The sequence below is a fragment of the Sulfurimonas sp. genome, assembly GCF_014859695.1.
GTDB lineage: Bacteria > Campylobacterota > Campylobacteria > Campylobacterales > Sulfurimonadaceae > Sulfurimonas.
Genome location: NZ_JACUTS010000007.1, coordinates 34,675 through 46,193 on the forward strand (window position 1 = coordinate 34,675; position 11,519 = coordinate 46,193).

At 39.3% G+C, this 11,519-nt stretch carries 12 protein-coding genes; 5 read left to right on the top strand and 7 right to left on the bottom strand.

What is annotated here, in order from left to right; all coding sequences use genetic code 11:
- Positions 1-63 precede the first annotated feature (63 nt).
- Complete coding sequence (locus IBX42_RS02895) at positions 64-1,872, top strand: DUF4105 domain-containing protein (RefSeq protein WP_294928541.1); 1,809 nt, start codon at positions 64-66, stop codon at positions 1,870-1,872.
- A 3-nt stretch (positions 1,873-1,875) separates the two neighbouring features.
- Here IBX42_RS02895 and IBX42_RS02900 read toward each other — a convergent pair whose 3' ends face one another.
- The 4 genes from IBX42_RS02900 to recA all read right to left on the bottom strand — a co-directional run bounded on the left by IBX42_RS02900 (position 1,876) and on the right by recA (position 5,515).
- Positions 1,876-2,532 (bottom strand): AMIN domain-containing protein, encoded by a 657-nt coding sequence (locus IBX42_RS02900; RefSeq protein ID WP_294928544.1) that lies wholly within the window; start codon positions 2,530-2,532, stop codon positions 1,876-1,878.
- Between the two features lie 191 nt (positions 2,533-2,723).
- Positions 2,724-3,002 carry a hypothetical protein gene (locus IBX42_RS02905; protein WP_294928547.1) on the bottom strand — a complete coding sequence of 93 codons (279 nt, stop codon included), beginning with the start codon at positions 3,000-3,002 and terminating at the stop codon, positions 2,724-2,726.
- 9 nt (positions 3,003-3,011) lie between these two features.
- A complete protein-coding gene (gene eno / locus IBX42_RS02910; protein ID WP_294928550.1) occupies positions 3,012-4,277 on the bottom strand; it encodes a phosphopyruvate hydratase in 1,266 nt (421 codons plus the stop codon).
- 200 nt (positions 4,278-4,477) lie between these two features.
- The gene (gene recA / locus IBX42_RS02915; protein WP_294928553.1) at positions 4,478-5,515 is read right to left on the bottom strand and encodes a recombinase RecA; all 1,038 of its coding nucleotides are present in this window, start codon (positions 5,513-5,515) and stop codon (positions 4,478-4,480) included.
- A gap of 172 nt (positions 5,516-5,687) precedes the next feature.
- Between recA and IBX42_RS02920 the strand changes: the two genes are divergently transcribed.
- From IBX42_RS02920 to IBX42_RS02930, 3 genes are read left to right on the top strand one after another with little or no spacing between them, the layout of a single operon-like run.
- Positions 5,688-6,551, top strand: a complete 864-nt coding sequence (locus IBX42_RS02920) for an MqnA/MqnD/SBP family protein (protein ID WP_294928556.1) — start codon at positions 5,688-5,690, stop codon at positions 6,549-6,551.
- Complete coding sequence (gene fliQ, locus IBX42_RS02925; protein ID WP_294928559.1) at positions 6,551-6,817, top strand: flagellar biosynthesis protein FliQ; 267 nt, start codon at positions 6,551-6,553, stop codon at positions 6,815-6,817. Before IBX42_RS02920 ends, fliQ begins: the two co-directional genes overlap by 1 nt.
- On the top strand, positions 6,817-7,644 hold the full coding sequence (locus tag IBX42_RS02930; RefSeq protein ID WP_294928562.1) for a UDP-N-acetylmuramate dehydrogenase: 828 nt from the start codon (positions 6,817-6,819) through the stop codon (positions 7,642-7,644). Before fliQ ends, IBX42_RS02930 begins: the two co-directional genes overlap by 1 nt.
- Positions 7,645-7,647: 3 nt before the next feature.
- On the opposite strand, the gene IBX42_RS02935 is transcribed toward IBX42_RS02930, so the two are convergent.
- Together IBX42_RS02935 and IBX42_RS02940 are read right to left on the bottom strand one after the other, a co-directional pair.
- Complete coding sequence (locus IBX42_RS02935) at positions 7,648-8,622, bottom strand: iron-sulfur cluster assembly scaffold protein (RefSeq protein WP_294928565.1); 975 nt, start codon at positions 8,620-8,622, stop codon at positions 7,648-7,650.
- A 174-nt stretch (positions 8,623-8,796) separates the two neighbouring features.
- Positions 8,797-10,011: a NifS family cysteine desulfurase gene (locus IBX42_RS02940; RefSeq protein ID WP_294928568.1), complete on the bottom strand. Its 1,215-nt coding sequence runs from the start codon at positions 10,009-10,011 to the stop codon at positions 8,797-8,799.
- Between the two features lie 160 nt (positions 10,012-10,171).
- Here IBX42_RS02940 and IBX42_RS02945 point away from each other — a divergent pair, with 160 nt between their 5' ends.
- The gene (locus tag IBX42_RS02945) at positions 10,172-10,702 is read left to right on the top strand and encodes a hypothetical protein (protein ID WP_294928571.1); all 531 of its coding nucleotides are present in this window, start codon (positions 10,172-10,174) and stop codon (positions 10,700-10,702) included.
- Here IBX42_RS02945 and IBX42_RS02950 read toward each other — a convergent pair.
- A complete protein-coding gene (locus tag IBX42_RS02950; protein WP_294928575.1) occupies positions 10,686-11,375 on the bottom strand; it encodes a 16S rRNA pseudouridine(516) synthase in 690 nt (229 codons plus the stop codon). The two genes, IBX42_RS02945 and IBX42_RS02950, sit on opposite strands and share 17 nt — an antisense overlap.
- Positions 11,376-11,519: the final 144 nt, after the last annotated feature.

Below are 11,519 nucleotides of genomic sequence, written 5' to 3' on the forward strand. Positions count from 1 at the left end.
TTCGTTTGATTTTGCTCTTCTAAACATCAACTTCAGGAACTTCCTATTTTAAACAAATTATTTTTGCTACTTACTATTTCTCTCTCTCTTTTGAATGCTTCTTCAGATCTTTATAAACAAAAAGCGCAAGAACTAAATCTATCGGACTCAAGATACTGGAATCTGCTGCTGCATATGCAAGACGGCAGAAGCGAGATAGACGATGAGAGATTTTTTTTATCACCCAACGGCAAAACAGATGCAAAAGATGAACTTAATGCCACTATTGATGCGCTTTTGAATGAGACTGCTTTTGATGACAACGCAACTGCATGCAGATTTCCTGCAAGAAAAGCCTGGCTAAAAGAAAAACTCTCTATTTCAAACCTTCCTGAAGTGAAATGTGAAAAGTATGATGCCATCGTCAAGAGACTAAAGCCAAAATCTGTAACTCTTGTTTTCCCATCAGCCCACATAAACTCTCCAGCTTCCATGTTTGGACACACATTTTTACGTATTAACTCGGTATATGACTCTAAACTTCTCTCTTATGCCGTAAATTACGCTGCAGATGCAAATCCGGATGAAGAGAATGCCGTACTTTTTGCAATCAAGGGTCTCTTTGGAGGATACTTCGGAAGATACTCGCTGCTTCCATACTATGACAAACTCAAAGAGTATAGAGATAGCGAGCAGAGAGACATTTGGGAGTATGATCTTGATTTTAGCGAAGATGAGACGCGCAGAATGATAGAGCATATCTGGGAGCTCAACGAAACACACTCATACTACTATTTTTTTACCGAAAACTGCTCATACAACATGCTCTGGTTCTTAGAGGTTGCAAGACCGTCGCTACACCTCAGAGAGTATTTTAACTATCAGGTAATTCCTCTAGAGACTGCTCATGTCGCAAATCTAGAAAACATCATTAAAGATAAGTTTTTCAGACCATCAAAAAGAACCACTCTTTTAAAATATGAGGAACTTATAGAGAGAAAAAATATCCACCTCCCGCTACAACTGGTAGATTTGGACATCTCACTAGATGATGTTTTAACAAATTTAAATATTGAAGTGCAGCAGAAAAAATATATTCTAGAAGCCTCAATAGAGCTGCTTGAGTACAAATTTAGCAAAAGCAAAATAGAAAAAGAGAGATACTTAGAGCTCTTCCATGAGCTCTCAAAAGCAAGAGCAAAACTTGGGCAGGGAGATAAACTGGATATAAAAACCCCTCCAAATCCCATTGAGAGCCATAGAGCTATAAGAGCAACCATCGGCGCCGGCTCCAGAGATGGTAACGCTATTGGCTTTTTAGGTGTTCGCCCCGCATATCATGACCTAGAAGATAGTAACTATGGATTTTTAAGAGGCACTCAAATTGAGTTTATGAATCTTGAGCTCTCCTACTCAAAGAGTGACTTAGAGGTTGAAGATGCAACCATTCTCTCTATTGTCTCTCTTGCACAAAGATCTCACTTTTTTGAAAGCCTCTCTTGGAGAACAAAGTTTGGCTGGGATAGAAACTCTCTTGAGTCTACAGCAAATTTCATAGGTACTGTAGGCGTAGGACTGAGCTGGGGAAATAAACTTGGCTACACTTACATCATGGCTGATCCGCTTTTTTATCTCGGCGGAAAAGCAAAATCTGCAATAGGCGGTTCTGTCGGTGTCGTTTTTGACAGATATAACTCAATGAGCACTAATATTGAAGCTACTAGAAGATGGTACGATAACGGTGAGGAACAAAATATGGTTGCTCTCTCACAAAGCTTTAGAGTCTCGCAAAACACTCAAATAAAGTTTAAATATGACTATAAAGAGAGAGGCAAACAAGAAGTAAATAATAAAGAGGATAGCTTGAGAGTCTATCTAAACCTCTACTTTTAAGAGTTACTTTAACTCTATAAGATAGCCATCAACAATTTTTTTAAAATTATATCTATAGAGTCCATCCAACTCCACAACAACTCTGTAGTAACCGTCATGATTTCCGATTCTTACCTCATTGAAGATATTGTTTGGAACTTTTTTAATGTAACTTTTAATGCTGCTGTCTCTTTTGAAATCTATAACAAGCCTATGAGGATTGACAAGCAAAAAATTTCTTATTGCCTCATCTTCTGTTACTAGTTTTAAACTCTTTTGAGATGAGAAGAGCGAAACATATTTTATAGAAGCAATCTTTTGATAGGTCTCTTTTTTTTGAACACTTTTTTGAGTGGAAGCTGCAGTTCGCGGCTGCGTATTGTTATCTTGTTGGGCATAGCTCTGGGAGATAAAGAGAGGAAGGTGCCAATCAACGGCATTGTTAAGTTCTATACTTTTTTTCTCAATAGAGCCGTCAAGATTTTTAAACTCCACGGTTACCTTTTGAAGAACTCTTGCTTGTGAGGGAATGGCTATGGTAGCTCTTTTTAGAGGCTCACTCTCTCTATCTTTATTTGATGTAATCAATATATCTTTCTCGCCCTCAGACGCAAAGAAGGGATTCTCTCTAGCATCAAGAAGCAAAAAAAACAAAAAAGATATAAACAGAACTCTAATCAAAGTCACCCCTCTTATAATGTTAAACACTCAAACGAACTCGTCCGTTTTAGTGGCAGGGACTTAAGGTCCCTACAACCCCCTTACCATGTAGTATGCCATTGGTTAGCATACCTAAAAGCTACAAAACGAAGTTTCTTTAGAAAAAACAAGTTTTTCGAGATTTCTATGGTGTATTATATCAAGATTAAGCGCTATTTTGCAGAAATCTCTTTTAACTCAAAATACTCTTTTTGAAGCTCTGCATTTTGAGTTCTAAGTCTGCTAATTTCACTTTGCAGATACTCCTCATAATCTTGAAGTCCAAGCATAACCTCTAGCGAATTGGTTCCGTACAGAAGTATGCCGATATATACCCCTGTTACCAGTACAAATGTAAGAAGTATTAAGAACTTTGCTAAAGACAGACCTAGATATTTTTGCGTAAAACTCTGCGTGTCGTCTATTCCCTCGTAAAGCTCTTCATCTCTCATTAAAAGCTCTTATTTGAAAAGTTTTGAACCTAAATACTCACCGTAAACAACTTCATTTTCTATTTCTAAGAGGCGATTGTACTTAGCTGTTCTCTCTGAGCGAGCAGTAGAACCTGTTTTTATCTCGCCACAGTTTAGTGCAACAGCAAAGTCTGCAATGAAAGCATCTTCACTCTCGCCTGAACGGTGACTCATAACACACTTGTAGCCGTTTCTTTGAGCAAGGCGGACAGTAAGCATAGTTTCGCTTACCGAGCCGATTTGATTTGGCTTAATCAAGATAGAGTTTGCGATTCCTTTTTGGATTCCTTCGTTGAGGATGTTAGCATTTGTAACAAAAAGATCATCACCTACAAGCTGTACTTTGTCGCCCAACTTTTCGGTTAGTATCTTCCAGCCGTCCCAGTCATCCTCGCTTAAGCCGTCCTCGATAGAGACGATTGGATATTTTGAGCATAAATCAACATAGTAATCAACAAGCTCTGCAGAAGTTACTGTTCTGTTTTCGCTCTCTAGTCTATAGCCGCCATCTGCAACAAGTTCGCTTGCCGCAACATCAAGAGCGATTGCCATCTGCTCTCCTGCTTTGTACCCAGCCTTTTCTATCGCTTCCATAATGATCTGGATAGGCTCTTCATTTGAGCTTAAATCAGGTGCAAAACCACCCTCGTCTCCAAGAGCCGTATTATGTTTTTTTGCTTTTAAAATAGCTTTTAGATTGTGGTAAACCTCTGCTGAGGCTTGAAGTGAAGTTGCAAAATCATCAAATCCGACCGGCATAATCATATACTCTTGAAAATCCACTGAGTTGTCTGCATGTGAACCGCCGTTAATAATGTTGAGCATCGGCGTAGGAATAACCATAGCATTAGCTCCGCCAAGATAGCGGTAAAGAGGGATACCCAAACTCTTTGCTGCGGCACGTGCAACTGCCATAGAGACACCCAGAACTGCATTTGCACCTAGATTTCCGTAGTTCTCAGTTCCATCAAGCTCTTTCATTGTGGCATCGATTACGGCTTGATTAAACGGAGAAAGCCCGATAATAGCATCAGAAATTTGACTATTTACATTTTCTACCGCTTTTAGTACGCCTTTGCCCATATATCTGCTGCCGCCATCACGAAGTTCCAGCGCTTCGCGCTTGCCAGTGCTCGCGCCAGATGGCACGATTGCACTCTCTTTTGTTCCATCACTAAGCTCTACTGTAGCTTTTACCGTCGGGTTTCCACGTGAATCCATCACTTCTATTGCACTAACATTATCTATAAACATTATTTATCTACCTTCTTATTTTTTTGTTACACACTGAAACGAACGCGTCCGTTTCAGTGTCAGGGACAAATGTCCCTACAACCCCCTAAAGCTACGAAAAACTTTGTTTTTCGAGAATTACAAGGGTATGTTTTATGTACTTTTATGAAAAGCGTATAAGGTCATTATTATTTTTAATTTTATATCGCTTAACGGGCGGATTATAAATCTGCATCCTCTATCTCTAGAGTATCCATTGTCATAAGTGAGTTTATGCCCATGGCCGCTTTTATTTTCTCTTCAATTTCGCGAGCCATTTCTGGGTCTTCTTTAAACTTAGCCTTGACATTTTCACGCCCTTGACCGAGTTTTGCCTCTCCATAAGAGAACCAAGCGCCGCTCTTGTCTATGATATCAAGCTTAACGCCATAATCTACAAGTTCGCCCTCTTTTGAGATACCTTCACCGAACATTATATCAAACTCAGCTTGGCGAAACGGAGGTGCTACCTTGTTTTTTATAACCTTTGCTTTTACACGGTTGCCTATTTGGCTCTCGCCCTGCTTTAGAGATGCAATACGCCTAACATCTATACGAACCGAAGCGTAAAACTTAAGCGCATTTCCTCCGGTAGTAGTCTCCGGCGAGCCGTATCCCATCATACCGATTTTCATACGAATCTGATTGATAAAAATAACCGTACAGTTCATTTTATGCAAAATACCCGTTAACTTACGAAGAGCTTTTGACATAAGACGTGCTTGAACACCGACATTTTGGTCAGACATTTCACCCTCTATTTCAGACTTTGGCGTAAGCGCCGCAACCGAGTCGATAACTATCAGGTCTATTGCGCCGCTGCGAGCGATAGTCTCAACTATGTCTAAAGCCTGTTCGCCGTAATCCGGTTGAGAAACAAGCAGATTGTCAACATCAACACCAAGATTTTTAGCATACCCGACATCAAGGGCATGTTCTGCATCAATAAATGCACAAATACCGCCGGCTTTTTGGCACTCTGCCGTTATTTGAAGTGCCAAAGTTGTCTTTCCTGAACTCTCAGGCCCATATATCTCGACAACTCTGCCCTGCGGTACTCCGCCGATGCCGAGTGCAAGGTCAAGTCCGATAGAACCGGTACTAATCGACTCAATCGGCATTATCTCTTTATCGCCTAGTCTCATAAGCGCGCCCTTGCCGAATGCCTTATCAATCTGCTTCATAGCTAAGTCTAATGATTTTTGTTTATTCGCGTCCATATTTGACTCTCTTATATTAAATTTAGACTTATTGTACGACAACTTTTGATTTTTATTTTAAAATATTGCAAATTGTCATATTTTTATACAGAAATTCTATATAAAATTAGTGGGATTTTATCCTTATTTGGTTAAAATTTAGTTTATATTTTTAAGTAGATAGGCGACTAATTTGAAAAAAACAGTTATTGCACACTCTCCGGACGCTGATGACGTATTTATGTATTATGCTATTAAGTTTGGCTGGGTAGATATGGATGGCGTAAAATTTGACAATATCGCCGAAGATATTCAAACTCTAAATGAAAAAGCACTTGAGGGAGTTTATGAGATAGTCGCCATAAGCTTTGCCCTCTACCCTCATATAAGAGATGATTATGCTCTGTTGAGCACCGCCGTTAGTTTTGGAGAGGGTTATGGACCTAAACTCATCAAAAAAAAAGGTGCTAAACTCAAACGCAATTTCAAAGTTGCTCTTAGCGGCAAACACACGACCAACGCTATGCTTTTTCGCATTGCCTACCCTGATGCCAGAGTGACATATATGAACTTTTTGGAGATTGAGCAGGCTGTTCTTGATGGAAAAGTTGATGCGGGCGTGCTTATTCATGAGAGCATTTTGACCTACAATGATGCGCTTGAAGTTGAGAGAGAGATGTGGGATATTTGGCAAGAACTCGCAGGAGATGAGCTTCCTCTCCCCCTGGGAGGCATGGCGATTAGCCGCTCTATACCTCTAAACAGAGCCATAGAGTACGAGCGCACCCTAACAAGAGCAGTGCAAGTAGCGCGCGATCACAAATATAAACTCTCACAAATGCTGCTTGAGAGGGATCTTGTACGCATAGATGCGCCTACTTTGGATAAATATCTTGAACTTTACGCAAATGACAACTCCATAACTCTGAGCGAAATACAGTATAAAGCTATAAACAAACTTTTTGAGATTGGTTACAAAAACGGTTTTTATGATTCTCCTCTAAAAGTTGAAGACTTTATGATACCAACCGAGTATCAAGAGATAAGAAATTCATAATGGAAGCAAAGCTCGTATCGCTGGGAATTGAAACATTTAAAATAGCGCTCATGCTTGCACTCCCCGGTCTTTTAACCGGTATGTTTATAGGTTTGGCGGTAAGTATATTTCAAGCTACTACACAGATTAATGAGATGACTCTTAGCTTTATTCCTAAAATTATCGGCGTAGTTATTGTTGTAATATTAACGATGCCTTGGATGTTAAATGCAATGACAGACTTCTCTTTAAACATTTTTAATATGATTCCAGCCTTTGTAGAGTAATGAAGAGCCAAACAATGGACTTCAGCAAATTCTCCTCCATTAAGATTGGCGGAAATTTAGATGTTTTTCTGCTTGAAGATTGCAACCAAGACCATGAAGATTTTTACATTATCGGCTCATGTAACAATATTTTAATGGGCACAAAACCTCCTCCTCTTTTAAAACTAAGCAAGAAGTATGACTATATAAAGATAGAGGAGAACACTCTTAAGATCGGCGCTGCAACGCCTTCGGGGAAAATAGCCTCTTTTTGCAAAAAATACGATATTGCAAATTTTGAGTTTCTCTCCCATCTGCCGGGAACTTTAGGCGGTTTGGTCTATATGAACGCAGGACTTAAAGAGTATGAGATATTTAATCATCTGCTCTTTATAACTACATGCAGCGGTGTTTTTCAAAAAAGAGAAATTGCGCATGGATACAGGTTTACAAATATTAAAACTCCTATTTTAGAAGCAACTTTTTTGCTAGAGTACGGGTATGACAAAGAGAAGCTCTTAATGTTTAAAGGTATGCGTGACAACCAACCCTCAACACCGAGTGCAGGAAGCTGTTTTAAAAATCCACAGAATGATTATGCAGGCAGACTAATTGAAGCAGTCGGACTTAAAGGCTATAGAGTGGGCGGGGTGGAGTTTAGCTCACAACATGCAAACTTTTTGGTAAATGTGGGAAATGGAACTTTTGATGATGCAATATTTTTGATACAAGAGGCTCAAAAACGAGTATATGATGCGTTTAAAATCTGGCTTGAGTGTGAAATTGCGGTTTTAGATACGAAATATATGGGTAAGAATTCACCGCTTCATAATCCCTACAAAAAGTAGGAATTAGATCGGTAAAACTCTGATTTTTTTAGAGAGTTTCTCTTTTAGAGTTGATTCGATTGCGTAAAGAGTTCCTGTTGCAGAACTTGCACATCCGTTACATGCACCTAAATATCTGATATATACGTCGATGTACTCATCACCGGGCTTTACGTCGATTACTTCCATGTCGCCGCCGTCCATGATTAAAAACTGACGAACACTCTCATCTATTTCAGCATCAATTGCTTTAATCTGCTGCACCAAAGTCATAGACTCAAAACTTCCTTTTGAGCCTGCATCCGCAGCCGCCTTCATCTTCTCTTCATCCATCTCACGACGTGTATCTCTTAAAATATCCACTAGATAGTACTCCCTTTTTTCATGTCCGCCAGGTTTTATACAGCTTTTACAAAAACCGCCGGCTTTTGTGTAATCCGTAATCTGCTCAATAGTTGTCAAGTCGTTTAGTCTAATAACCTCTTGAAGAGTTCTTAAACTAACGCGAGCACACTCACAAACGATTATCTCCTCTTCAAAAGTCTCTGAATCAACACCGAGATAAAGTCCTGCAGCTTTTTTAATAACATCGTAAGCCATAACTGAACAGTGCATCTTTTGAGGCGGAACAGCAGGAGTCTCTGGGTTGTCTCTTAGAGCAAACTCAACATCGATATTTGTTATCTTTACAGCCTCTTGAACGGTTTTACCAATACAAAGCTCCGTCATGATGTCTGAACTTGCAATTGCAGTTCCGCATCCAAAACTTTTAAACTTAGAGTTTACGATAACATCTGTTTTTGGGTCAACTTCCCAGTAAAGACGCACAGCATCCCCACAGCTCTCAGCTCCAAAATCAGCAACAATAAGTCTGTTGCCGTGTGCTGCAGCCTCCTCTTCCGTAATCTCGCCCTGATGTTGCGGGTTATTCATCAAGGTGGTTACTTTATTTGAGTAAGCATCCCATAAAGAAGCCCCCAATAAGTCATTTTTTGCCATTATATATCCTTATAATTTATTTCATAAATTCAAGGGAACCTTTTTCCCTGATTTGTCCGCAAAAGGAACTCGTCCCTTTTACTTCGCTAGCCGCTATGGCACTAAAGCTTGACACGTTCGTGTCAGAAATTTATACTTTCATTTAACAAAGAATTGCTATTGATTGCTTGGCAATCAATGGTGATGCAGCTCACACTCTTTTGATTCGCCACCGGGAGTCGGTCCTACTTTTGCGAATGAGCTTGAAATTGCACGAAGTCTGAAAACTGCTTTTTTAAAGTGCTCTATCGTGTAGTCAATCTCTGCGTCTGTAGTAAAACGGCTAAGGCTTAAACGAATGCCGGTATGAGCAAGTTCGCTATCTGCGCCGATTGCAAGCATAACTGTATTTGCCTGCAGATCTTCACTTGCACAAGCCGAACCTGTAGAAGCTCCGATTTGACCGTTGTTTAGATCCCAAAGCATACCTTCACCCTCGACACCTCTAATGGATATGAGTATAGTATTTGGTGTTCTGTTGTCTCTATCGCCTACAACAAAAGTATCACTTAACTCCAAAAGAGCATCTTCCAAGCGGTCTCTTTTTGCTCTTATTGAAGTTATCTTTTCCTCTATATTTGTAGTTGCAAGCTCAATTGCCTTACCCATCGCCACGATATATGGAACATTGAGTGTTCCTGAGCGTCTTCCACCCATATGCTCGCCGCCATGTAGAAGCGGAGAGAGCGGCTGTGAATCTTTAATATAGAGCGCGCCTACCCCTTTAGGGCCGTGAAATTTATGTGCGCTCATAGATAAAAAGTCAACATGTACATCTTGAAGGTCAACAGGAATTTTTCCAACTGCTTGAACTCCGTCTGTATGGAAAAGAACACCCTTCTCTTTACATATTTCGCCAATCTCTTTAATAGGAAAAATCATGCCCGTCTCGTTTGACGCCCACATGACAGAGACCAAAGCCGTCTTGTCAGTTATAAAACTCCTGACAACATGAGCTTCTACAACACCTTGATTATTTACGGGTAGATAAGTAACTTTTACGCCCTCCTCTTCAAGCGCTCTACATGCCGCCAAAACTGATGGATGTTCAACCTCTGTTGTAATAATATGGTTTTTATCGCCGTTTACTATATGGTCCAAATAAACAGATTTTAAAACCCAGTTATTTGATTCGGTTGCGCATGACGTAAAAATAATATCATCATTGTCACTTGCATTAAGCGCCATATAAACTTGATCCATCGCTTTTTTAAGTGCAGGATGTGAAGCAGTACCAAATTTATGTAGCGAGTTTGGATTACCGTAAATCTCACTAAAAAATGGTCCCATCGCCTCAACGACTAATGGATCAACCATTGTTGTGGCATTATTATCTAAATAAACTAGCATATTTAACCTTGTTTTATCGAGTTGTTTTTAATTAAGACATTTTTTGTCTTCTTTTACTTCTGTTATGGTATTAGTTTTGTTATTTGAATAAGCTTAAATGAAACTGTGCTTATATAATATTTAAGCTATAATTATACATTGAAACAAAATAGGAAAACCAATGTGTAATTTTAACAAACATAATGAAGAAACCAAAGCAATCATACACCTTTTGATGCAAAAGTGTGTAGAGAGTGTCGGAGGAGTCAATTTTCTTTTAGGACTCATCGAAGCCATAAAAGAGAAAAAACCAAACGCTTTAATCAGCAGCAGTTGCAAAGTTGACTCAAAAGAGCTCAATATAAAATGGAATAAAATAGTTTTTAAAGATAAATTTGATGTTTTAGAAGAGGCTATTCGCTCACATAGAAGCTCAGAAAATCCAGATTTTAATCTTCTTCAAAGCGATAGTCAAAAAAAGAAAAAAAAGATTTTAAACATGGTCAAAACTTTAGCGCCGATAGAGTTTAGCGTAAGGGTTAAAAACTCTGAAGATTTTGAGGGGTTTGGCTTTAAAATATTTGAAACAATTGAGGAGGATTGCGTAAAAATCAACCCTATTTTTGTAGCATTATTTTTCTGTTCAACCGAATATATGAAAAAGGTTCTAAGATACGAGATTTCCGATTTGGATGTTAGGAAAGATTTATAATCTTATACTCTGATGGCTCCATGCCATCAACACTAAACTCTCCAAAACGTAGTCTGTGAAGTGCGACTACCCTATTTCCTACTGCACCAAACATTCTCTTTACCTGATGGTATCTTCCCTCGCAAATCTCCAACCTTACCAAAGTTGGCTCTGTTATCTCCATTTTGGCACTAAGAAGCGGTTTTTTCTCTCCCCTTAGCATAAGAGACCCGCTTGCAAAAATCTCTGCCTCATCCCCTCTCAAAGGTTCTGCAAGAGTAGCTTCATACACTTTAACCACATCGCTTTTTGGACTGGTTAATTTATGATTCAACTCCCCGTCATCCGTTAAGAGAATTGCACCCGTAGTGTCTGCGTCCAATCTTCCGATGGTAGAAATCTTTGGATTTCTTCTTTGCCAGCGCTGTGGAAGCAGAGAGTAGATAAGTACTCCAGCGTCATCATGAGAGCAGATTACTCCGCTTGACTTATTCATCAAAATAACCAATCTCTCATCATCAAGTCTCTCACCCTCAACCGTAATGTCGCTGTGGTAAGCTTTTTGTCTTACATCAAAAACCCTGACGCCCTCTATGCATACTAGGTTTTTGCTCAAAAACTTTTTTGCTTCACTTCTTGTGCAGTACCCTAGACTTGAGAGGTGAGCGTCCACTCTTTTATAGCTGTTTTGCATATTTATCACTTTTTTTGCAATCCTACCATTTTGTGGGTTAAAAAGAAAATGGGTATAATTGCAAAAAAATAGCAGATACAAATAAAGTGAAGGAATTATACGTCATGGGACAAACTATAACCGAAAAAATATTCTCTGAGCATG

Excerpts from the sequence above, each read along its gene's own strand:
- IBX42_RS02905 (WP_294928547.1), bottom strand. The coding sequence starts at position 3,002 with ATGAGAGATGAAGAGCTTTACGAGGGAATAGACGACACGCAGAGTTTT.
- eno (WP_294928550.1), bottom strand. The coding sequence starts at position 4,277 with ATGTTTATAGATAATGTTAGTGCAATAGAAGTGATGGATTCACGTGGA.
- recA (WP_294928553.1), bottom strand. The coding sequence starts at position 5,515 with ATGGACGCGAATAAACAAAAATCATTAGACTTAGCTATGAAGCAGATT.
- fliQ (WP_294928559.1), top strand. The coding sequence starts at position 6,551 with ATGGAAGCAAAGCTCGTATCGCTGGGAATTGAAACATTTAAAATAGCG.
- IBX42_RS02930 (WP_294928562.1), top strand. The coding sequence starts at position 6,817 with ATGAAGAGCCAAACAATGGACTTCAGCAAATTCTCCTCCATTAAGATT.
- IBX42_RS02935 (WP_294928565.1), bottom strand. The coding sequence starts at position 8,622 with ATGGCAAAAAATGACTTATTGGGGGCTTCTTTATGGGATGCTTACTCA.
- IBX42_RS02940 (WP_294928568.1), bottom strand. The coding sequence starts at position 10,011 with ATGCTAGTTTATTTAGATAATAATGCCACAACAATGGTTGATCCATTA.
- IBX42_RS02945 (WP_294928571.1), top strand. The coding sequence starts at position 10,172 with ATGTGTAATTTTAACAAACATAATGAAGAAACCAAAGCAATCATACAC.
- IBX42_RS02950 (WP_294928575.1), bottom strand. The coding sequence starts at position 11,375 with ATGCAAAACAGCTATAAAAGAGTGGACGCTCACCTCTCAAGTCTAGGG.